This window comes from Gilliamella sp. B3367 (assembly GCF_026536825.1).
GTDB classification, from domain to species: domain Bacteria; phylum Pseudomonadota; class Gammaproteobacteria; order Enterobacterales; family Orbaceae; genus Gilliamella; species Gilliamella apicola_E.
The window spans coordinates 246,869-270,117 of record NZ_JAFNNJ010000002.1; the positions used below are offsets into that span (position 1 = coordinate 246,869).

Consider the following 23,249-nt stretch of genomic DNA (forward strand, 5'->3'; position numbering starts at 1 on the left):
CACACAAGGAGAATTAAGATGTCCCATTATCAATATGATACATTTTTATTGTTTTTGGGCATCGGTTTGTTTTTGTTAGTGGCATCGATATTTGGTCAGCTTCTAAAATACCGCTTCAAATCCCCCAGTATTGATAATTTAAATGCTCGAATTAATGCATGGTGGGTGATGGTAGCCATTATTGGTGGAGCTTTTTGGTTAGGTCAATTGGCAGTGATATTTTTGTTTTTTATTGTTTCGGGCTTAGCTTTACGTGAATTTCTTATTTTAACACCGATTAATCGCTACGACTATTTTGCATTAATTTTTGCATTTGGTATCGCTTTACCTGTGCAATATATTTTGGTCGCTTATGCTTGGTATGGTCTATTCAGTATCTTTATTCCAGTTTATGCGTTTTTGTTCCTGGCAATATTTGCTACGATTACAGGATCGACCCGAAATTTTTTAGAAAGAATAGCGGATGTACAATGGGGATTGATGATTACGGTTTATTGTATTTCATGTGTGCCAGCATTATTAGTGTTAGACATCGAAAATTATCAAGGTCGTAACCTGTTGTTAATCGCTTATCTAGTACTTGTCGTTCAGCTATCAGATGTATTGCAATACGTTTTTGGAAAATTATTTGGAAAACATAAAATTAGCCCAAATGTCTCACCAGCGAAAACGATAGAAGGGTTTGTTGGCGGTATTTTATCAGCCAGTTTTATTGGGACATGTATGTTTTGGATCACGCCTTTTACTTTTCTGCAATCGGGCTTAATTTCGCTAATGATTACACTTTTGGGCTTTTTTGGGGGATTAGTGATGTCTGCCATCAAACGTGATCGGGGTGTAAAAGACTGGGGAAGGCTTATAGGTGGTCATGGAGGAATACTTGATCGCTTCGATTCAATCTGTTTTGCTGCTCCAATTTTTTTCCATGTGGTGAGATATTTCTGGGTAGAGTAATTTTAGTATTATTAATAAACAGCTATTAATAATCAGAATGTTATGAATAAATTTCAAAAATTAACGTTAAAAAAGAGCAAAAAAAATGAATTTATGATATAAATACATGTATCGTATTAACGTTAGATATAAGTAAGGACATATAATATGCTAAAAGAGCAAATGGTAGTAAAAAATTCAACTGGTTTACATGCCCGCCCAGTAACGACACTTGTTAAATTAGCTGGTCGTTATAAATCATCAATTGAACTTGTTTATAACGATAAAGCTATTAAATTAAAAAGTATGATGGGTTTACTTGGTGCTGGCGTTAAAGGCGGTTCAACTGTTGAAATCATCTGTGATGGTGAAGATGAAAAAGCAGCTATGGATGAAATCCGTGAATTATTTGCTACAGGTTTTGGTGAATAATTTTAAGCGATTTTAATCAAGTTTTATTACTTAAGAATGAAAATCCCGTCGACCTTGGTCGACGGGATTATTTTTAAAGGGCATGAACTAAATACTTTTAAGTAGACCTAATAGAATTATCTAATCTTTGATAATTGAATCCAATTCCGAATGATCAATTGATGGTAATGTTGTTGTAAAAAATCTAGTTAAATAAAGTAGATAACAGAATCCAAAAGCCAACCATATCAATCCAACCATCATTGCTGTCGATTCAAGGCTAGTCCATAGCCACAACGAAAGTAGTAAACCAATTGCAGGCATTAGTCCATATTTTAATAGCATCAACACTGTTTTCTTGGTTTCACCGCCTAAGTAGCTTTTGATAACGCATAGGTTGACAAAGGTAAAAGCGACTAATGCACCAAAACTTATCATCGATATCACTAAGGTTAAATCAAGAACCAAAGAGAATAATGAAAAAATAGAAACAAAAATTATTGATAAGTAAGGTGTTCTAAAACGTGGATGAATTCTATAGAAGATTCGTTTAGGTAATACACCTTCACGTCCCATAGCATAAAAAATTCGAGACACACTAGTTTGTGCTGTCATTGTTGAGGCAAATACACCAGTTAAATATGCTGTTTGGAAGAAATTATATATAAAATCATTACCAAAATTGCCAAGAATATTGGTTAAATGACTTATACTGTCAACTCTGTGCATTACATCCAAACTCGCTGTATCTCTATTATCAACAAAATCAGTCCATTGCGGATACGCTAAATGCGCACAATAGGAAACAACTAGGAATATACAACCAGCAATAAGTATGGTGCCAATAATAGCTCTTGGTAAGGTTTTTTTCGCTTCATTTGATTCTTCAGCCAGTGTCGCTATTGCATCAAAACCTAAAAATGCAAGGCATAATATGGCAGCTCCGGAAAATAAACCACTAAAGTCATCTGGTGTAACTGATATTGGTTTGAGCATTGCTTCGGGTGTTAAATCAACATTTATTAACGTTATAATAATAAACAATACGATAAATAACGCTTGAAATAAATTTAAAGTGATATTGGCCCAATTGATTAACTTTATTCCAAGATAATTTAATATACTGACACCCATAATCGATACTAATACAAATACATAGGCTGGAATATTCTCAAAGTGCTCATGTAGATATATTCCTAAAACCAAATAATTTAATATTGGTAAAAATAGGTAATCAAGAATTTGTGCCCAACCAACTAAGAAACCAACTTTTCCACCAAAAGTTCGTTGTACATAGGTATACGCCGAACCAGCAATAGGGAGTTTATTTGCCATTCGGCAGTAACTCAATGCTGTGAAAAAGATCATGGCAAGGGTGATGATGTAGGCTATAGGTAAGTGTCCATTACTGACAACGGTAACTTCCCCATAAGTGGTAAAGATCCCTAAAGGAACCATATAAGCTAAACCAAATGCAATTAATGCAGGTGTGGTTAAAACTCGTTTCATTTTTATTGCGGACATGATTTATTTTTGCTCCTCTGTCCCAAAAAACAATAAAAAACTACTAAGTATAGTTTTGCCTTTTACCCGCTTGAAGCGGCAGGGAATTCTGCCACATTATCATAATTATGCAAGCTAATTTTTATTATATTGACATTTAATTTAGTAAATTCTGGATTTAACCATTTAATATGAATTATTTCTGAACAATTCTTAATAAAAATAGATTTTTTAGACTCAAAGAAAGTGATTTATATTTAGGTTAAGCTCTCTATTATGAATAAGAATAAAAATAGATTAAACCAAGGTTATTTGCCTATAAAAATAAATCGCATTTTTAATTTCTGAAGAAAGGGAAATATTAAGGATTTGATATAAAGTAATGAGAAAATATATTTATAGGAATATTATGGTTAAATACTTTTCTAATAATAGTGACATTTTTATGTGATCCAATAATTGGCGTGTTAACAATTTTTTCAACTCCACATACGCATAAGCCAGTTAAAAGTACATTGTTAACGAGTAATAGAGAGTAAGCCTATTCTTTTCTTGTCAGTAGGCAAAATAAAAAAATTATTATATTTAAGGAAATTAAGGAAAACTAATGAAAAAAGTACAATTTGTTGTATTAACAGCATTATTATCGACGACGGCTTACGCTAATAATTGCGCTACCTATTTCGAACAAAAAGCTTTTGATAAAGCTTTTATTGCTTGTAACACTGAGGCTGAGCAGGGAGATAAAGATGCTCAGTTTAATTTAGCATTTATGTATTACAACGGCGACGGCGTCGAAGAAAATACAGAAAAAGCACTAAATTGGCTTACTCAGGCAGCGGAACAAGGGGTTTCTATTGCGCAATATGGTTTATCACGCATGTATGAAGAAGGTGAGGGAGTCGAGGAAAACAGAGAAAAAGCACTATATTGGCTCACTCAAGCAGCGGAAGCCGGATCTGTTCAAGCACAATATGATTTATCCGAAAGGTTTGAACGTGAAAAATGGCTCACTAAAGCAGCAGAACAAGGATTTGTTGTTGCGCAATATGATTTAGGACAATATGGTAATAAAGAAAAATCGCTATATTGGTATACTAAAGCTGAGCAACAGGGGCTTATTTCTGCACAAATTGGATTAGCAAACATTTATAACTATGGGCTCGGTGTCGAAGTCAATCAAGAAAAAGCGGTGTATTGGTATACAAAAGCTGCGGAACGAGGGGATGGTTGGGCGCAATTCGAGTTAGCAAAGAGATATGATAAAGGAGACGGTGTTGAGGTCAATAAAGAGAAAGCAGTATATTGGTACACGAAAGCAGTAAAAAAAGGATTTGTTGAGGCGCAGTATTATTTAGCAGTTTTGAATAATGAAAGTGACGATGTTATAGCAGAACTACGTAAGAGGTTACCTAGAAAAAACGATGTACCAGAATATGGAATTGCTCAAGCGCAATATGATTTAGCAGAAATGTATGACAAAGGTGACGGTCTCGAAGTTAATAAAGATAAAACGGTATATTGGCTCAGTAACGCAATGAAAAAAGAGCTTAGTCAAACACAATATCGTTTAGCACATATGTATGACAAAGGTGAAGAGATCGAAGTCGATAAAGAAAAAGCACTATTTTGGTATAAAAAATCTGTAGATAATGGTAACACTGAAGCAATGCATGATTTGGGCGTTATGTATTATAAAGGTGATGGTATTGAAAAAAATAGCGAGTTAGCTAAAAAGTATTTTGAACAAGCTTGTGAGCTAAAATTTAAAGAAAGTTGCGATATCCTTCACAAAGGAATCAAATAAACATTATTCATAAGTCAGGCAAATTTGAAATCTGTTTAAAGAACTGTCTTACATATTAAGGCAGTTCTTTTTTTATACAGCATCAAAATATCATTTATTCTGTTAACACAATTACTTTTTTGATATAAATTAGTCTAACATTGACATTTTAATACGGCTCAAGATATTGGGTTGGCGTGTTAGTCATTTTATCAACTGCATATACCGATAAGCGATTTAAAAGTACATTGTTAACAAGTAATAGATAGTAAACGTATTTTTGTTCTTTTCTTGCCAGCAGGCAAAATAAAAAAATTATTATTATTTTTAGGAATTTAAGGAAAACTAATGAAAAAAGTACTATTTGTTGTATTAACAGCATTATTATCGACGACAGCTTACGCTAATAATTGCGTTACCTATTTTGAACAAAAAGCTTTTGATAAAGCTTTTATTGCTTGTAACACTGAGGCTGAGCAGGGAGATAAAGATGCTCAGTTTAATTTAGCATTTATGTATTACAACGGTTACGGTGTCGAAGAAAATACTGAAAAAGCACTATATTGGCTTACTCAGGCAGCGGAACAAGGGGTTTCTATTGCGCAATATGGTTTATCACGCATGTATGAAGAAGGTGAGGGAGTCGAGGAAAACAAAGAAAAAGCACTCTATTGGCTCACTCAAGCAGCGGAAGCCGGATCTGTTCAAGCACAATATGATTTATCCAGAAGGTTTGAACGTGAAAAATGGCTCACTCAAGCAGCAGAGCAAGGATTTATTGTTGCTCAATATGAATTAGGGCGGTCGTTCGATTTCGATAAAAATAGAAAAAAAGTGCTCTATTGGTACACTAAAGCTACTAAACAAGGGTTTGTTTATGCGGAGCACAGTGGTTTAACCTGGATGCTTGATCATGAAGGAAATAAAGAAAAAGCGCTATATTGGTATATGTTGTATTAACAGCATTATTATCGACCACGGCTTACGCTAATAATTGTGCGACCTATTATGAACAAAACAAATTTGATCAAGCTTTTATTGCTTGTAATACTGAAGCTGATCAGGGAGATAGGGAAGCTCAGTATAATTTAGCACGTATGTATGCCCAAGGTAATAGGGTCAAAGTTGATATCGGGGCATTATATTGGTACACAAAAGCAGCAGATAATGGTGACACTCAAGCAATGCATAATTTAGGTGTTATGTATTATAAAGGTGATGGAATTGAAAAAAATAGTGATTTAGCTAAAAAGTATTTTGAACAAGCTTGTGAGCTAAAATTTAAAGAAAGTTGCTATATCCTTCATAAAGGAATGAAATAAACATTATTTCTATATAAGGAGATATATGGTGTTGATATCTCGCCAGTGCTGATTTTTAAACTGACGGAATGAGTAAAGCAGCTCGTGTTAGAATGGTAATGCATAATCCTTTTAAAGTTTCAACGCTTCTGCTTATCTAATCGGTTCCGATATTACGACAGTAATACCGGAACCAATATAAGCCAAGATCCCATAAAACTAAAAGGAAGATAACCAAAGTTCATGCTTATACGCATGATTATAATACTCTCGTTAATCCCTTCGGGGACGGTCTTTTAATATCTAGAAAAGCTATGGATATATTAATTAGGATGGGTATTGGTGAGTTGAAAAAGATAATAAAGAAAGTTCTGGTTGGAGCATCTAAAAGCGTTGGTTTCAAAGAAACTATCTTCATAGCACCAGAAGATTTAAATTTAAAAATAGAGGGATAGGCATAATGGAAAAATTTTTCTTTTAATTCAAGTTTTGTTTTTCTCGTTCGTTAGTCTCAAAGGAACAAGTTTTGATGTAGATGATATGCAAATGTCTAATTTTAAAAATGTATGTTGATAATTATGATGTGGTAAATGCAACAAAAGGATATAATTTGCTCAAAAGACAATGTGCAAGTTCTATGTATAGTGCATCTTAAGCAGCAGGTATAATGAAATGAAAATCTTTAAGGTAATTTCAGTTATAACTTTTTTAATAATATCTTTGTTATTTACGTGCTCATTTACTAGCCCTAAGTTTTATATAAAATCCTATAAATATGATAAAATTGAAGATGAGGATTCTTTAACATTAAAAATTTTTGCTAAAGTTGATGAAAAAGAGTATGGTTATATTCATATCTCAAAACAATATGTAACTTTCAGATATTATTATAATTTATCTAATTTTAATAAAGGCGCTACATCGGTAGAAAATATTATTTTTGATAATAAGGATAATCATTTTCTCGTCATAAATAAAAGTAATAATAAATTAATCTTAAACATTGAATGCGATAAAGATATATATATCAAAGCAAATAACTATTTAATAGAAAAGAAGAAACAAATTAAAGATGAGGGTTCTAGATCCAGTAAAGATATTTTTTTAGGACGTTAACCATAAATAAATACTGAAAACTAGAAATAAACCAGTCAACTTTTCAGGCTTATTTTTCAAGAAGAGTAACTCAAAGTAGAGGTTAAATAGCGCCGCCTACAAATTCATAATACCTTTCTAAGAAAAATTTTATTAGAATATAATAATGGACAACAGTTCATTTATTGCTAACTAAATGTTATGCATTACTTAAATGATTAAAAAATAGCTTTTGTAATTTTTTACGGTTTATTTTTCCAATACTTGTCATCGGTAGTTCGTCGATAAAAATGATTTTTTTGGGCATCTGATAACGGGCTATTTTTGATTTAAGCCAGTCCTGTATTTTAGTTTCGGATTGTTCGGTATTAGGATTTAAAACAATAAAGGCGACCAATCTTTGCCCGAATTCTTCATCCGGCACACTTATCACTGTTACATCATTAATTTCCGGATGAGTTGATAAGCAGTGTTCAAGTTCATATGGATAAACATTTTCACCACCTGAAACAATCATATCATCAACTCGACCAGCTAAAAAGTAATAACCGTCAGCATCTTGATAGACTAAATCTCCTGTTGAAACCCAATGGTTGCCTACAGTTGACCAGGCACATTTAATAAACAGCTCATGGTGTTTTTGTGATGCATTGTTTTGCTTCTGTAATTTAGTTGATAATCCTCTCAGCGGTTTACCAATGGTTTCAGGTTTGATAGAGAGATCATCGGGCGAGGCAATCATGCAAACACCTGCTTCTGATGTGCCATACAAATTGAATAATATCTTTCCAAGCGTAGCAATGACTTGATCAACTAATATTGCTGTAATTGGCGCTCCTCCAGTAATAATACATTTTAAACTAGTGAGTTGATGTTTAGAGCATTTCAACATCCTATTTAACATTAAAGGAACAAGTGTGACCACTTCTATTTGGTTACTCTCAATTAACCTACATGCTTTTTGACTATCAAATTTTTTTGTTAAAAACATTGTTGCACCTAATAACACAGCAATACATAAACTTGCCATGCCAAACCCATGATAAATAGGCGTTGCAATATAGATTTTTTGATAACGGAAAAGATTTAGTTTCACCAGTAGTTGACAAAATGGGCTAATAAAATTTTGTGCCTTACTATCGCGTGCTGCTAATTTAAAACGGCCTGTTGTGCCACTTGTTAAAACTGTAATTTTTGAGAAGTGGGTCGTTTTAATTTTTACATCAATTGTCGAGGTTGAAACTAATAGAGAGTGAATTGACATAAGGCTTTCATGATAAATGGGTAAGCTTTTTACATTTGATAAACACGCTATTTCTGGATCGTGAATTATCCAGTCAAAACCGACATTTTCGTGAATGGACTTAAGTTGATTTGTCGACAGTTCAGTATTGATAAGATAAACATCAACGCCTAATCTTGTCATTGCAAATAAAGTGTGAACTAAGAGTAGGTGGTTGTGCGCTATAATAGCGACTTTTTGATGACGCTTAATTTTAAAATTAATTGCTAATTGTTTGGCAAGGTGCTGAGATTGGTTAAAAAGGGTACGATAATCGGTGCCAGTGCCGTTCTCATCGATAGCAATTTGGTTAGGAGAAAGTTTTTGACGAACATAAAGCAACGCCATTAAATTGATACCAACAATATGAACGCTATTTAATAAGTGCCAAATGCCTAATAAAGTTAATAATTTCTTTTTATATAGCGCTTTAATAAGTTTTATCATAGCTTTTTCTTCAAAAAATAACGGTTCAATTTAACCCAAATATTATTAAAAAATAATGAGGCAAGTTGAACTATGATAGTCCACCATGGTTTATATTGATGTTTTTTTGTTTGTAATAAACGGCAAATTATGGCTGCAGCTTCATCAGCTTGTAAGGCTGGAAATCTCTTATAAATCTTAGTAGGTTCAATCATTCGTGTTTTAACAAGAGGTAAATAAGCTGTTGAAACATTGATTTTCTGATTTTCCAATTCAGGCCTTGCACAGCTTAACCATTGGTCAAAGGCCGTTTTTGAGGCTTGATAAGCAGCCCAATTAGCCGTTGGGGCTAAAAGTACGTTTATGGCAGAAACATTAATAATTTGCCCTTGATTACGCTGTAATTGGGGAATTAACGCCAAGCAGAGTTTGACCGGTGCATAATAATTTAACTTCATCGTTCTATCAAAATCATGCATACGTGATAATGATTGCAGTATTGACCGACAAATTGATTTGCCAGCATTATTGATTAAGATATCAACAGAGTATCGCTGTAAATTAGTAATTAAATTATCCAATTGTTCCGATTCGCGCAAATCAACCGAAAATATATCAATCTTAGCTTTTTTGTGAGCTAATGACTGCTGTATATTTATTAATTTATCATGTGTTCTAGCGACTAAAATAAGATGACATTGAATATTGGCTAAAAGATTAACCAGACTTTCACCAATTCCATAGCTAGCGCCGGTAATGACAATCACTTTATTTTCTAATTGGCATTTTAATTTTGAATAATTAGGCTTAACGATTGAAAAGAGTACACAATTAAGAAGATTTGAGGAGTTGAACATTTTTGTACTGCCGGTAAACAATTGCGCATAGTATAAGGTAAACATTCAATCAGTCAACAAGTTAATGTTTTTTAAAATAAGTTGATTTTAAAGTTTATATCTAAATAAAAAACAGACCTTCCTTAAGAAACTTGAAATTATTGTATTAATTTCTAACTGTCAGTATTTCAAGCAAGTTATTTATTAGATTGCTTTTCCCCTATTAAAATTTTGCTGCATCAGAGTTGGATATAAAGCTAAACCTAAAGGTTATTCTTTTAAACGTTCAAGTATTGTTATCTGCTGAAAACAAATGATTCCTTAAATCCTTGGTGATGCATTAAATTGTAATAACATTACTCCATATTTCACTGATTTATAAATCTTTGCTTATGCAATTCGAGTGCAAGCTTTACTTTTCAATGCAGCACAAATTTTAAAGGCCAGCATGTTATCTTGATATTTAATAATTGTTTAAGCACATGTGAGATTTTTAGAATGCTATTTTCAATATTTAGAATTTTTACTTCTTTTATAACGCAATAATTGGTTGCTGCTCAGCAGTTAACTTTACCAACTAGTTTTATTCAGTGTAAGAATTTGCTATTGAATTTAATGATTATTTTAATCATTAATAAATTCTATATATTTCATATTTGTGATCTAGATCAAATTATTTAATCAAAAAATTAAGTGTCAATAAAAAATGAACGTTATATATTTGTTTTGTATATCTTTATTTTACTAAAATTTTATACTAAATAATTATCAAGAGGACTTATTTATGGCTTTAATTCCGGTTATTTCCGTCGAACTAACTGATAATCTTGCTCAAGATAAATCATTAGTGATCAAATTAATGGCAGAAAACAGTAACGAGTATTTAAACAATGTCACAAAATTTTTCCAAGATGTTATGAATCATGAAGAAGAAATGGATACAGATGTACTAACAGATATTGCTTTGCCTCATGCTAAAAGTGGCGCAGTGAAAACACCATTTATTGTGGTAGGTAAGTATAATCCAGGAATAATTTGGAATAATGAAAATAAAGTTAAGTTAGTAGTAATGATTGGCGCTCCAGAAAATGCGGATAAAGAGCATTTGACAATAATTGCTAAATTGGCATCTAATTTGGCTGATGATGATTTTATTGAAGAACTGTTAAATAGTGATATTCAAACTGTAGCAAAATTAATTCGAGGTTTATATGAGTAAAGAATCGCTAAAAAATAAAAAAATTGTGGCCATATGTGCCTGTACAGCGGGTATGGCTCATACTTATATTGCTAAACAAAAAATTGAAAATGAAGCTAAAAAACGAGGATGGGATTGTAAGGTCGAAACACAAGGCGCAGCAGGGATTGATAATGTATTAACAGAACAAGATTTAAAAAGTGCTGATGTAATTTTGTTAGCAACAGATATTTCTATTGATAATGCAGAAAGGTTAGAACCTTTCAAAAATGTGATTAAGGTCAGCACCGGTGAAGCGGTTAAAAACACGGTTAATATTTTTAACAATGCTGAAGCACTATCATCAAAAAAAGAAGTTAAGGAGAGTATTGGAAAAGAAATATTTAGGTCATTAAACACCGGTATCAGTAAATTTTTACCAGTTATTATTGCTTCAGGTATTCTTTTTTCAATAGTGTTAATGACGGGTCATGTAACTGGTGACACTATTTTACCAAGTAATCAATTCTTTGCCGATTTACAGCAAGTTGCGTTTTATGGCTTTGCAATGATGGTACCTGTGCTTGCGGCATATATGGCTTATTCGATTGGTGGTAATGCCGCCTTAGCTCCAGCATTTATTATGGGATATGTAGTAAATAATCCAATTGGTGCTAATCATGTAAGTACAGGCTTTATTGGTGCTATGATTTTCGGTGTTTTAATTGGTTATTTTGTAAAATGGTTTAAAACAGTTAAAGTCCATCCAGTTATTGCCTCTGTTATGCCTGTTATGATTATTCCAACTGTGACCTTATTAGTTATGGCTCCTATTTATATTTATGGCTTGTCATATCCGCTTGATTGGTTTGTAAAAGCGATGGTCGAAACTTTAAAAGGCATGTCTGAAGTTAACGCAGCATTTTTAGGTATAGGAATTGGTGTTCTTGCAGCGCTAGATATGGGCGGACCATGTAGTAAAGCAGCTACAGCCTTTACATTAGCAGCTATGGCAGAAGGTGTTTACGGTCCTAATGGTGTATTTCGTATGTGCTGTGCAATTCCTCCTTTAGGATTGGCTATTTCTTCTTTGATTGTGTCTCGCTCTAAATATACTAAGGAAGAAAAAGAGTTTGGTATTACTGCGTTCTTTTTATCCCTAGCTGGTATTACAGAAGGGGCGATTCCATTTGCGGCTAAAGATCCAAAACGCGTTATTATTGCGATCGTTGTTGGTACAGCAGTTGCGGGAATGCTAGGCATGATTAATGGTATTGATTCATTAGTTGCATTTGGTGGTTTAGTTGCGTTAGGTGGTGTAACCAAAGGTGCATTATGGTATGTCATTGATATGTTTATCGGAGCATTTATTATTGCTGCGATTTTACATTTTTCTCGAAAACCTGCAGTGGAAGGCGATGTTATTGTTGATGCTGATTAATCATTGAAAAATTACCCCGACTAATAGGCGGGGTAATAAATTTTTTAACGATTATTAGGCGTGTTGATAAACTGTTTTCCCTCCAACAATCGTCGTTAATACTTTGACATTTTGAATATCCGTTGCTGGAATGGTAAATGGATTACGATCTAAAATAATTAAATCTGCAAATTTTCCTTTTTCGATAGAGCCTATATAATCATCTTGTTTTAACACATAAGCGGCGCCAATTGTTGCACAGCGTAGGACTTCGGTCGCTGTTAAATTGCGGTCACTATTTAAACGAGGGTGCTGTGCATCAATTTGTCTGGTCATGGCGATTTGGAAATCATACCATTCATTAAGTGGATCAATTGGCCAATCGCTACCAAACGCACAAGTGACTCCAGCATCTATATACTGACCGTGGGCTTCTAAACCATTATAGCGTTCGGCACCAAATAAGGTTTCGTATTGTTCTACCATTGCTGAGCTACAGCCAGCCCATTGGAATGAAAATACTACACTGGTTTTCAATTGTTTATAACGAGCAAATTGATGCATTGCACTGAGTTCATTATGTGCAGTACTTGGACGAATATCCGCATCTGGTAGTGTTTTTCGCATTTTTTCAATCGCGTTAAGAACAACTTCAATTGCTCCTTCGCCAACAGTATGCATGTGAGGATGAAATCCAGCTTTAGATGATTCGAGTATTAATGCATCTAACATCTCTGTTGAATAATATAGATCACCGAGGCGATCTTTTTCATTTTCTAATTGATAAGGTTTTAGTAAGCGAGCTGTCATTAATGGTGCTTGCATCACTCCATCGACAAATAATTTGGTATGCGATACTTTTATACCTGGCTTAGGTTGCCAGTTTTTATCATCATAACGCTTAGCAAATTGTTTAACGCGATCAATAACAGCAGGAATATCCTCAATAGTACCGACATCATCAGGTGGTAATTCACGTGCACCAAATAAACGTATTGAGAGCTGATCTTGTTGTTGTAATTTTAGAAATGCATCGGCTTGTGTTTCAGTGATGCGTGCATCCATAACTGACGTTACACCTTGCTTATTTAATTCAGTTTGTGATAATTTAGCTATGTTTACTGCTTGTTCATCGGTAATTTTAGAGATGCTGTCAAACGCGCGCATAGCAGGGGCATCTTCTAATATACCGTTTAATTCGCCATCTTCAGTGCGTCCAATTTTTCCATCAGAAGGCTCTGGCGTATTACGGTCAAGTCCAAATTTTTCTAAAGCAATGCTATTTGCAACAAGCGTATGACAATCATTTGAAAACAGAATTACGGGGCGCGTGGTATTAAGTTTATCAAGATCAAAGCGGGTAATGTCGGTTCCGATTGGTAACACTTCTTGGCGCAACCAGCTACGAACTTGTAACCAATTTTTACTATTGTCTGCGGAATCATTATCTAAATATTCTTGAATAATGGCTAAGGTAGTATCAACAGTTAAACTTTGATAATTTAAATTACATGATGATAATTGCATACCGCCCCAAAAAGTATGTAGATGAGCATCAATTATGCCAGGCATCATTGTTTTACCTAGTAGATCATGAATTATTGTACAATTATCAACATATTGGGAGTTATTTATCTCTTGTGTGGTACCAGTTGCAACAATATAGCCATTTTTAATTGCAAGCGCTTCACAAACGGTATCATGCTCGTCAGCAGTGTAAATGTAACCATTAATATAAATAACATCGGCTTTTGCCATTATTTGTAATTCCTTAAGTAGAAGTTCAAAATGATAGGCGAACGATAGCAGATTTATAAAAAATTTGTCAAATGCAATAATTTTCTTTATTGTGTGTCAAGATTATGCTACAACTAACATATTTAGTTACAGCGTCACAAGGTGAGCTTATGAAATATCAACAATTAGAAAACCTTGAATGCGGTTGGAAGTGGCACTATTTAGTAAAAAGACATTTAGAAGGGGAGCCTATCACTCGTTATGTTGAAAAGAGTGCAGCTCAACAAGCCGTAAATGAACTATTGTTATTGGAACACAAACCGACAGCCGTCGTTGATTGGATTAAGCAGCATTTAAATCCCGATTTAGATAACCGCATGAAGCAAACCATTCGGGCGCGACGAAAACGACATTTTAATGCCGAGCAGCAAAATACACGTAAAAAGTCTATTGATTTAGAATTTCTAGTCTGGCAAAGATTAGCTAATTTAGCTAAACGCCGGGGATGTACGTTGTCACAAACAATTACACAATTAATTGAAGATGCAGAGCAAAAAGAGCAGTATGCAAGTAAAGTGTCGACAATTAAAGATGATTTACTGTCATTACTTGATGTTAATTTAGACAGTAAATAACTTAAACTACAGGATAAATAGGTTTAATTATGGGAAAATCCCTTGTTATTGTGGAATCACCAGCAAAAGCAAAAACAATTAATAAATATCTTGGCAAAGATTTCGTGGTTAAATCAAGCGTAGGGCATATTCGAGATCTTCCAGTTAGTGGTAGTAGCCACCGCAATGAAAAAACCAGTAAAGATAAAGCCGAGAAGAAAGTAAAACGATCTGAAAAGCAGATCTTAGTCGATCGTATGAGTGTCGATCCTTATAATGGTTGGAAGGCTCATTATGAAATTTTACCAGGTAAAGAGCGGGTAGTTGATGAGCTTAAAAAGTTAGCCAAAGATGCTGATATGATTTATCTCGCAACCGACTTGGATAGAGAAGGGGAAGCCATCGCGTGGCATCTAAAAGATGTTATTGGTGGTGATGATGATAAATATCGACGTGTTGTATTTAATGAAATCACTAAAACTGCGATTCAAAATGCGTTTAAGCATCCTGCTATGCTTGATATGGATCGTGTTAATGCTCAGCAGGCACGCCGATTTATGGACCGCGTAGTTGGTTTTATGGTGTCGCCATTACTTTGGAAAAAAGTAGCAAGAGGGTTGTCAGCTGGTCGAGTCCAATCCGTTGCGGTACGATTAGTTGTTGAACGTGAACGTGAAATCCATGCCTTTATTCCTGAAGAATATTGGGAGCTCTATGCTGACTTAAAAACAGCTAATCAAGAAAAACTAACTATGCAAGTTACGCATTATAAAGATGATGCGTTTGAACCGAAAGATCGGGTTGCTATTGATATTGCTTTAGCAGAGCTAAATAATAAACAATATCAAGTAACCAATATTGAAGAAAAGCCAACTAAAAGTAATCCAACTGCGCCATTTATTACGTCGACTTTACAACAAGCTGCAAGTACTCGCCTTGGCTTCGGGGTGAAAAAGACAATGATGTTAGCACAGCGTTTATACGAGGCAGGTTATATTACTTATATGCGTACCGACTCTACAAATTTGAGTCAAGACGCATTAACGATGGTCCGAGATTATATTGGTGAAAATTATGGTGATAAATATCTACCAAAATCACCGAATGTTTATACCAGTAAGAAAAACTCACAAGAAGCGCACGAAGCTATTCGTCCTTCTGATGTTAATATACAAGCTACAAGTCTGAGTGATGTTGAAGTTGATGCAGTTAAGTTGTATCAACTAATTTGGCGTCAATTTGTTGCTTGTCAAATGACATCAGCTGAATATAACTCAATTACTGTTACTGTTAAAGCTGGGGATTTTACTTTAAAAGCAAAAGGTCGTACTTTACGTTTTGATGGTTGGACAAAAGTACAATCTCAGTTGAGTAAAAACAATGAAGATAAAATGTTACCCGCTGTATCTGTCAACGATATTTTAGAGTTACTTAGCTTAAATCCAGATCAACATTTTACTAAACCACCTGCTCGTTACAATGAAGCTTCTTTAGTAAAAGAGTTGGAAAAACGAGAAATTGGTCGTCCTTCTACTTATGCAACGATCATTTCAACTATTCAAGATCGTGGATATGTACGATTAGATAATCGTCGTTTTTACGCAGAAAAAATTGGTGAAATTGTTACCGATAGATTAAGTGAGAATTTTAATGATCTTATGAGTTATGATTTTACCGCTCGTATGGAACATGCACTTGATGAGATCGCTAATAAAAAACAAGAATGGCGCGAAGTTTTAGATCAATTTTTTGAAGATTTTAGCCAGCATCTTGAAATCGCTGAACAAGATCCAGATCATGGTGGAATGCAATTAAATCCTTTAGTTTTAACACCAGAAATTAAATGTCCTAATTGTGGTCGTGAAATGGGGATTAAAACTGCAGGAACCGGCGTGTTTTTAGCTTGTTCTGGTTATGCATTACCGCCAAAAGAGCGTTGTAAGCAGACAATTAACTTAATTCCAGAACATGAAACCTTAAACATTTTGGAAGAAGCTGAAACAGCTGAAACCAATGCTTTAAGAGCACTTAAGCGTTGCCCTAAATGTCATACCGCTATGGATAGTTATCTGCTTGATAATGAGCGTAAGCTACATATTTGTGGTAATAATCCTATATGTGATGGTTCTTTGGTTGAAAAGGGTACATTTAAAGTAAAAAGTTATGATGGGCCCATTATCGAATGTGAAAAATGTGGATCAGAAATGCACCTTAAATCAGGTCGTTTTGGACTCTATATGGGCTGTACTAATCAAGATTGTAAAAATACACGTAAAATCTTGAAAAATGGTGATGTGGCTCCTCCTAAAGAAGATCCAGTTGATTTGCCTGAATTACAATGTACTAAATCAGATGCACATTTTGTCCTTAGAGATGGTGCATCAGGTATATTTTTAGCAGCGCATAATTTCCCAAAATCACGGGAAACTCGTGCACCATTAGTTGAAGAGTTACAACGCTTTAAATATCGTTTACCAGAAAAATTTATTTATTTAACTGAAGCACCAAGCCATGATCCAAATGGTAATCCAAGTATTGTTCGTTATAGCCGAAAGAATAAAGAACAGTATGTTACTTCTGAAGTTAACGGAAAATCTACTGGTTGGGTCATGCAATATGTTCATGGTAAATGGGTTAATAGTAAAAAATAGGTAATAACACTTAATCATTTTATAAAGAATAGCTCAGGTTCAGTAGCTGTTTAATATAAAAAGCCGTTTTTGTGGTAAGGTGTGAAGGGAATTACCTTAAAAAACCCCTTTCCTCAAGTTTTTTTTGAGAAAAGGGAAAGGTATATAGTTAAAGGAGCCTTTGTCATGAAGTTGCAACAGCTGCGTTATATTGTTGAGGTTGTTAATAATGATCTCAATGTATCGCTTACCTCTGAAAAACTTTATACCTCTCAACCTGGAATAAGTAAGCAGATTAAATTATTGGAAGATGAGCTAAATGTACAAATCTTTACCCGTGTAGGTAAACATCTTTCAGAAGTTACACCAGTTGGTGAGCAGATTATAGCTTTAGCCCGTGATATTTTGAATAAAGCACAAGATATTAAAATTTTAGCTAAAGAGTTTAGTCAACCAAATCAAGGCTCATTAACGATAACAACCACTTATACTCAAGCTCGTTATACTTTACCTCTTGTTATCCAACAATTTATGCAACAGTACCCGAGTATCACTCTTCATATGGAACAAGGGTCATCTCCTCAATGCCTGATGCAAGTACAAACTGGACAAGCTGATTTTGCTATCGTGACCGATTTATCAGATCTTAGTGATGATATGATTGCATTACCTTGTTATCATTGGAACCAAGCTGTCATTGTCATGAAAGATCACCCTTTAGCTAAAAGCAGTTTAGTTACAATTGATGAGCTATCTAAATATCCATTAGTTAGTTATGATTTTTCTAATGATGGTTCCGATCTTAATCAGGCATTTATTAAAGCTAATCAAGTCCCAAATATTGTATTTAGCACTACTGATGCTGATTTGATTAAAACCTATGTCAAATTAGGTGTTGGTGTTGGCATTGTGGCTAAAATGGCGGTTGATGAAAGTTCAGATTGTGAATTTGTGGTGCTAAATGCCGGCCATATATTCCCTTACAGTACAACTTATATCGTCTTTGCGCGATCTCTGTTCTTGCGTAATTATATGTATGATTTTATTAGTCAATTTTCTCCACATTTAAATAGACAAACAATAGATAAAATTAGTCTTTGTGAAAACAATGTAGCAGTGCAAGCTATGTTTAATGGAGTTAAATTACCTGTTAGATAAATCGATAGGTCATTTTGAAATGTATTTTAAGAAACCAAGCTCAAAGATTGTGCCTCGCTTGGTTTCTTTTTAATATTATTTATGTCTAGCTTTTAAAATGCCAATCACATCTTGGAGTGATAGATTTTGATCCTGTAGTAAGACTAATAGATGGTAAATCAAATCTGCCGATTCATTTTTCAGTTCTTCTTTATCTTTTACAGTTGCAGCAAGGGCTGTTTCTACACCTTCTTCTCCGACTTTCTGAGCAATACGCTTAGTACCATCATGATAGAGTTTTGCAGTATAAGAGGTGTTAGGATCAGCTTGCTTACGAGAGCCAAGTAATTGTTCTAAATCGTATAGAAAGCCCCATTCAGTTTTAGAATTCTTAAAGCAGCTGTTTGTTCCAGTATGACAAGTTGGTCCAATCGGATTGACTAAAATTAACAGCGTATCGTTATCACAATCGGTTGAGATATTAACCACGTTTAAAAAGTTGCCTGAGGTTTCGCCTTTGGTCCATAAACGTTGTTTAGTTCGAGAATAAAACGTTACTTTTCCGCTACTTAGAGTTTGAGCTAAAGCTTCCTGATTCATATAACCCAGCATGAGCACTTCACCAGAAATATAATGCTGAATAATAACTGGCATTAAATTATCGATTTTTTGCCAATCAAGTGATTTTGTATCTATCTGTATTTGGGAATGTTGAGTTAACATAATCGTATTTCTACTCCATGTTGAGCTAAATATTGTTTAAGTTCGCCAATATTAATAATTTGTTTATGAAAGACTGAAGCCGCTAAAGCACCATCAACATTAGTTTCTTTAAAAGCTTGTAAAAAATTCTCCATAGTACCCGCACCGCCAGAAGCAATCAGTGGTACTTGGCAAACTTCTCTAATCGTTTTAAGTTGCTTAAGATCATAACCATTACGAACACCATCTTGGTTCATCATATTCAATACAATTTCACCGGCACCTCGCTTTTGGACCTCTTGAACCCAATCAATTGTATTCCATTTGGTGGCTACAGTTCGCTTTTCATCACCGGTAAATTGATAAACGTGATAACTATTTGAATCTTTATCATACCAAGTATCAATCCCTACCACGATACATTGCACACCAAAGCAATCAGCTAATTGAGTAATCAAGTTTGGGTTAGCTAAAGCAGGGGAGTTGATTGAAATTTTATCTGCCCCATAAGTTAAAATCTGCCCAGCATCTTCAACCGTTTTTATACCACCAGCAACACAAAAGGGTATGTCAATAACTTGAGCAACTTTAGCCACCCAACTTTTATCAACCACACGCCCATCAGATGAAGCAGTGATATCATAGAAAACCAGTTCATCTGCACCTTCTTCCGCATAGCGTTTAGCTAATGGTACAATATCACCAATGATTTCGTGATTACGGAATTGCACGCCTTTAACAACTTGGCCATTACGAACGTCCAAGCAAGGTATTATCCTTTTTGCCAACATGAAATTGCCTCCTGAACTGTAAATTTACCTTCTAGTAATGCCCGACCCACAATGACACCAGCAACACCACTGTCTTTTAAGTCCTTTACATCGTTCAACTGTCCGATTCCACCAGAAGCTTGAAAATCAATAGTTGGGTATTTTTTGCTAATTTCTTGATACAAGCTTATGTTAGAACCAGTTAATGTACCATCTTTTGAAATGTCAGTACAAAGGACATGTTTTAAGCCATAAGGTAAGTAATCCTCAATTACTTGTTCTAAAGTTTGCTTAGAATCTTCTTGCCAGCCATGAATAGCGACATTTTTATTGCCATATTTGTCAATACGAACATCCAATGCTAATACCAAAGATTCAGGTCCATAATTTTCAAACCATTTTTTTACTAATTTGGGATCTTTAATTGCAGTTGAACCGATAACAACTCGTGTTGCACCAGCAGAGAGAAGCGCTTTAACATCATCTTCACTGCGAATTCCTCCTCCAACTTGTACTGGAACTTGGACACCATTAATCAGTGTTTTAATTAAGGCGATTTGTCGAGCTTTTGGATCTTTAGCACCTGTTAAATCAACTAAATGTAGTAATTTAGCTCCTTGCCTCTGATAGTCTTGTAATCGAGCTAAAGGATCATTACCGTAATCACGTTTTTGTTCATAATCACCCTGATGTAATCGAACCACAGTGCCATCAATTAAATCAAGAGCAGGAATAATAATAGGGTAAACTGCCATTTTTACATCTCCAAAAAGTTCTTTAGTAATTTTGCACCGGCTGAGCCAGAACGCTCTGGATGAAATTGCACACCGTAAAAGTTGTCTTTTTGTACGGCAGCTGTAAAGCTTTCGCCGTAATTGGTTTCTGCGATAGTTGATGAGCATAATGGTAAGGCGTATCCATGTACAAAGTAAAAATAAGCACCATTAGGAATATCTCGGAATAAATGGTGGCCAGCTTTAGGGTTAACTTGATTCCACCCCATATGCGGTAGTGGTAGTCCACAATCAGGAATTTCAGAGACTTTTTCGTGAATGATACCTAACGTATGGACATGCCCTTCATTACTATAATCGGCTAAAAGTTGCATACCAAGGCAGATGCCTAATACAGGTTGGGTGCAAACTTTTATCAGCTCGATTAAATTCCGTTCTTTTAACTTTTTCATTGCTGCAGATGCGGAACCCACACCCGGTAAAAAGAGTTTATCCGACTCAAGCACAATATCAGGTTCAAGACTAATAATTGGATTATAGCCTAGTCGTTGTATTGCGTATTTTACTGATGAAAGATTTGCACAGCCTGTATCGAGAATGACAATTTTCATCTATAGCACTCCTTTCGAACTAGGTAATCTATCACTTTCAATTTTAATTGCTTGTTTAAGTGTTCGAGCAAACGCTTTAAATAAGCTCTCGATTCTATGATGATCATTATTTCCCGATGTTTCAATATGTAAGGTGATCCCCATAGCATAAGTTAAAGAGTAGAAGAAATGTTCTACCATTTGTGTACTCATATCTCCAACTTTAGGATCACTAAATTGTGCCGAAAATACAAGGTAAGGCCGACCAGAAATATCTATTGCACATTTTGCTAAACATTCATCCATTGGAATAACTGATGCATAGCGTGTGATTCCACGTTTATCTCCAAGAGCTTGTTTTAGCGCTTCACCTAAAGCAAGGCCAGTATCTTCAATGGTGTGATGATCATCAACATGAAGATCACCTTCAACTTGGATATTGAGTTTAATGCCACCATGAGTAGCAATTTGATCGAGCATATGGTCAAAAAAACCAATACCTGTATTAATTTGGCTACCACCTTGTCTATCTAACCAAACCTCAACTAAAATCTTAGTCTCTTTGGTGTTTCTTTCGACTTTTGCATAACGATCTGCTGTGGTTAAACGTTGAGCTATTTCGTTCCAATTAAGATTTACTGGATCATAACGTAACCCTTTTATTTGCATATTTTCTGCAAGCTGGATATCAGTGACCCTGTCACCAATTACATAGCTATTTTGTTTGTCTAAGTTGCCATTCATTAAATAAGGAAGCACCAGTTTTAGTTTAGGTTTACGGCACTCACAATTGTCCTCAGGAAAATGTGGACAAATTAAAACTTCTTCAAATCTGACGCCTTGTGATTCAAATATTTGCATCATTAAGTTATGAGGGCCATCAAATTTGGCTTGTGGATAGCTGCTGGTGCCTAAACCATCTTGATTGGTCACCATAACTAATTTATAACCAGCAGCTTGTAATTTAAGTAATGCGGGTATCACATTAGGTTCAAATTCAAGTTTTTCGAAACTATCAACTTGAAAATCGATAGGAGGTTCAACAATTAATGTTCCATCACGATCGATAAATAAATATTTTTGTAACATACTTGCTCCTATAATATGGCTTTAAGTGCTGTTATTACTGCTTCACATTCAGCTTGAGTACCAATCGAAATTCGAACAAAACCATCTTGACCAATTGATTTACTTTGGTCACGCAATATAATGCCTTCATTCCAAAGTTTATGAAATACATCCTTATTATTCTGAAATTTAACACATAAATAATTTGATTCACTAGGATAAACTTTTTCGACTATAGGCAGTGCTGAAAGATGCTTAGCCAGCTTTTCTTTTTGATTATTCAGATTGATGACATGCAATCTCATCGTATTAATACCGTCTTTACTCAATGCCTGAGTGGCAATGTCAGCTACAGGTGTAGCTAATGGATATGGAGCGATCACTTTTTGTAACGCGTCGATTACTGGCTTATTAGCTAAAGTAAATCCACAACGTAAACCGGCAAGTGCAAATGCTTTTGATAAGGTGCGTAAAATCACTAAGTGAGGAAAGTCTTTAAGCCAACTGACTACCGTTGAATTAGGCGAAAACTCAATATAAGCCTCATCAATCACAACTAGCGCTCGATCTTCGGCTATATTAAGTAATGTTTTAATATCATCTTGATTGATTAAATTACCAGTTGGATTATTTGGTGAACAAACATAGATTAATTTAACACTATCAATATTTTGCTTAATTCCTTCAAGATCAAGTTGCCAATCTGATTTGGTCGGTACAGTTTTAGTTTTTATTCCTAAAGTTTCAGCACTGACTTGATACATACCATAAGTTGGTGGACAGTAAAGTATTGTATCTGTATCAGGTTCACAAAAAGCACGCATTAATAGCTCTATCGCTTCGTCAGCACCGCGGCTAACTATCACTTGATCAGGTCGAACTCCTGCATACTGCGCATAACCATTTATAACATGTTCAGGCTGTGCTTCTGGATAACGGTTTAATGTTTGTTCTGTTAACTGATAATTGGGGGCAACAGGGTATTCATTGGCATTTAACCACACGTCACCTTTACCACCAATACGTCTGGCTGATTGATAAGGTGTCAACTTTTGTACGTTTTTTCTGACTAATTGATTAATATCCATTTTATCCAC

22 protein-coding genes are annotated in these 23,249 nt (G+C 34.7%); 12 read left to right on the top strand and 10 right to left on the bottom strand.

The features are described from left to right. Positions 1 to 18 precede the first annotated feature (18 nt). Both J3U23_RS04130 and J3U23_RS04135 read left to right on the top strand, forming a co-directional pair. Positions 19 to 954, top strand: a complete 936-nt coding sequence (locus J3U23_RS04130) for a phosphatidate cytidylyltransferase (protein ID WP_267338569.1) — start codon at positions 19 to 21, stop codon at positions 952 to 954. A 147-nt stretch (positions 955 to 1,101) separates the two neighbouring features. Beyond that, positions 1,102 to 1,365, top strand: coding sequence for an HPr family phosphocarrier protein (locus tag J3U23_RS04135; RefSeq protein ID WP_065734887.1), 264 nt, complete (start codon positions 1,102 to 1,104; stop codon positions 1,363 to 1,365). 120 nt (positions 1,366 to 1,485) lie between these two features. Here the strand turns inward: J3U23_RS04135 and J3U23_RS04140 are convergent, their stop codons facing one another. After that, a complete protein-coding gene (locus J3U23_RS04140; protein WP_267336893.1) occupies positions 1,486 to 2,868 on the bottom strand; it encodes an APC family permease in 1,383 nt (460 codons plus the stop codon). 586 nt (positions 2,869 to 3,454) lie between these two features. Between J3U23_RS04140 and J3U23_RS04145 the strand changes: the two genes are divergently transcribed. The 5 genes from J3U23_RS04145 (at position 3,455) to J3U23_RS04165 (ending at position 7,050) form a co-directional block, all read left to right on the top strand. After that, the gene (locus J3U23_RS04145; RefSeq protein WP_267338571.1) at positions 3,455 to 4,654 is read left to right on the top strand and encodes a tetratricopeptide repeat protein; all 1,200 of its coding nucleotides are present in this window, start codon (positions 3,455 to 3,457) and stop codon (positions 4,652 to 4,654) included. 327 nt (positions 4,655 to 4,981) lie between these two features. Further along, positions 4,982 to 5,593, top strand: a complete 612-nt coding sequence (locus tag J3U23_RS04150; RefSeq protein ID WP_267338572.1) for a tetratricopeptide repeat protein — start codon at positions 4,982 to 4,984, stop codon at positions 5,591 to 5,593. After that, positions 5,575 to 5,955, top strand: coding sequence for a tetratricopeptide repeat protein (locus J3U23_RS04155; protein WP_267338573.1), 381 nt, complete (start codon positions 5,575 to 5,577; stop codon positions 5,953 to 5,955). Before J3U23_RS04150 ends, J3U23_RS04155 begins: the two co-directional genes overlap by 19 nt. A gap of 293 nt (positions 5,956 to 6,248) precedes the next feature. After that, positions 6,249 to 6,389 (top strand): hypothetical protein, encoded by a 141-nt coding sequence (locus J3U23_RS04160; protein WP_220226119.1) that lies wholly within the window; start codon positions 6,249 to 6,251, stop codon positions 6,387 to 6,389. A gap of 217 nt (positions 6,390 to 6,606) precedes the next feature. Beyond that, positions 6,607 to 7,050, top strand: coding sequence for a hypothetical protein (locus tag J3U23_RS04165; protein WP_267338574.1), 444 nt, complete (start codon positions 6,607 to 6,609; stop codon positions 7,048 to 7,050). A gap of 178 nt (positions 7,051 to 7,228) precedes the next feature. On the opposite strand, the gene J3U23_RS04170 is transcribed toward J3U23_RS04165, so the two are convergent. Together J3U23_RS04170 and J3U23_RS04175 are read right to left on the bottom strand one after the other, a co-directional pair. After that, on the bottom strand, positions 7,229 to 8,758 hold the full coding sequence (locus J3U23_RS04170; RefSeq protein WP_267338576.1) for an AMP-binding protein: 1,530 nt from the start codon (positions 8,756 to 8,758) through the stop codon (positions 7,229 to 7,231). After that, the gene (locus tag J3U23_RS04175; RefSeq protein WP_267338578.1) at positions 8,755 to 9,594 is read right to left on the bottom strand and encodes an SDR family NAD(P)-dependent oxidoreductase; all 840 of its coding nucleotides are present in this window, start codon (positions 9,592 to 9,594) and stop codon (positions 8,755 to 8,757) included. The genes J3U23_RS04170 and J3U23_RS04175 overlap by 4 nt, the downstream gene beginning before the upstream one ends. Before the next feature lie 763 nt (positions 9,595 to 10,357). Between J3U23_RS04175 and J3U23_RS04180 the strand changes: the two genes are divergently transcribed. Beyond that, positions 10,358 to 10,792, top strand: coding sequence for a PTS sugar transporter subunit IIA (locus J3U23_RS04180; RefSeq protein WP_267338579.1), 435 nt, complete (start codon positions 10,358 to 10,360; stop codon positions 10,790 to 10,792). Beyond that, entirely contained in the window at positions 10,785 to 12,191 is a 1,407-nt protein-coding gene (locus tag J3U23_RS04185) for a PTS fructose transporter subunit IIC (RefSeq protein WP_065563481.1), read from the top strand. Before J3U23_RS04180 ends, J3U23_RS04185 begins: the two co-directional genes overlap by 8 nt. A 54-nt stretch (positions 12,192 to 12,245) precedes the next feature. Here the strand turns inward: J3U23_RS04185 and J3U23_RS04190 are convergent, their stop codons facing one another. Beyond that, the gene (locus tag J3U23_RS04190) at positions 12,246 to 13,928 is read right to left on the bottom strand and encodes an amidohydrolase (protein WP_267338581.1); all 1,683 of its coding nucleotides are present in this window, start codon (positions 13,926 to 13,928) and stop codon (positions 12,246 to 12,248) included. 149 nt (positions 13,929 to 14,077) lie between these two features. Here J3U23_RS04190 and matP point away from each other — a divergent pair, with 149 nt between their 5' ends. The 3 genes from matP (at position 14,078) to cysB (ending at position 18,309) form a co-directional block, all read left to right on the top strand. After that, a complete protein-coding gene (gene matP / locus J3U23_RS04195) occupies positions 14,078 to 14,542 on the top strand; it encodes a macrodomain Ter protein MatP (protein ID WP_065563479.1) in 465 nt (154 codons plus the stop codon). A 29-nt stretch (positions 14,543 to 14,571) separates the two neighbouring features. Beyond that, positions 14,572 to 17,172 carry a type I DNA topoisomerase gene (gene topA, locus J3U23_RS04200; RefSeq protein WP_267330302.1) on the top strand — a complete coding sequence of 867 codons (2,601 nt, stop codon included), beginning with the start codon at positions 14,572 to 14,574 and terminating at the stop codon, positions 17,170 to 17,172. 165 nt (positions 17,173 to 17,337) lie between these two features. Next, positions 17,338 to 18,309, top strand: a complete 972-nt coding sequence (gene cysB / locus J3U23_RS04205; protein ID WP_267336883.1) for an HTH-type transcriptional regulator CysB — start codon at positions 17,338 to 17,340, stop codon at positions 18,307 to 18,309. A 75-nt stretch (positions 18,310 to 18,384) separates the two neighbouring features. Here cysB and hisIE read toward each other — a convergent pair whose 3' ends face one another. Genes hisIE through hisC form a run of 6 tightly spaced genes read right to left on the bottom strand, consistent with a single transcriptional unit; the run spans position 18,385 to position 23,240 of the window. Next, entirely contained in the window at positions 18,385 to 19,011 is a 627-nt protein-coding gene (hisIE, locus tag J3U23_RS04210; RefSeq protein ID WP_267338582.1) for a bifunctional phosphoribosyl-AMP cyclohydrolase/phosphoribosyl-ATP diphosphatase HisIE, read from the bottom strand. Continuing rightward, positions 19,005 to 19,781 (bottom strand): imidazole glycerol phosphate synthase subunit HisF, encoded by a 777-nt coding sequence (gene hisF, locus J3U23_RS04215; RefSeq protein WP_267338583.1) that lies wholly within the window; start codon positions 19,779 to 19,781, stop codon positions 19,005 to 19,007. Before hisF ends, hisIE begins: the two co-directional genes overlap by 7 nt. Next, a complete protein-coding gene (gene hisA, locus J3U23_RS04220) occupies positions 19,763 to 20,500 on the bottom strand; it encodes a 1-(5-phosphoribosyl)-5-[(5-phosphoribosylamino)methylideneamino]imidazole-4-carboxamide isomerase (RefSeq protein ID WP_370632616.1) in 738 nt (245 codons plus the stop codon). Before hisA ends, hisF begins: the two co-directional genes overlap by 19 nt. Before the next feature lie 17 nt (positions 20,501 to 20,517). Then, complete coding sequence (gene hisH, locus J3U23_RS04225; protein WP_065563474.1) at positions 20,518 to 21,105, bottom strand: imidazole glycerol phosphate synthase subunit HisH; 588 nt, start codon at positions 21,103 to 21,105, stop codon at positions 20,518 to 20,520. Next, positions 21,106 to 22,173, bottom strand: a complete 1,068-nt coding sequence (gene hisB / locus J3U23_RS04230; RefSeq protein WP_267330305.1) for a bifunctional histidinol-phosphatase/imidazoleglycerol-phosphate dehydratase HisB — start codon at positions 22,171 to 22,173, stop codon at positions 21,106 to 21,108. 8 nt (positions 22,174 to 22,181) lie between these two features. After that, positions 22,182 to 23,240, bottom strand: coding sequence for a histidinol-phosphate transaminase (hisC, locus tag J3U23_RS04235; RefSeq protein ID WP_267338584.1), 1,059 nt, complete (start codon positions 23,238 to 23,240; stop codon positions 22,182 to 22,184). Positions 23,241 to 23,249: the final 9 nt, after the last annotated feature.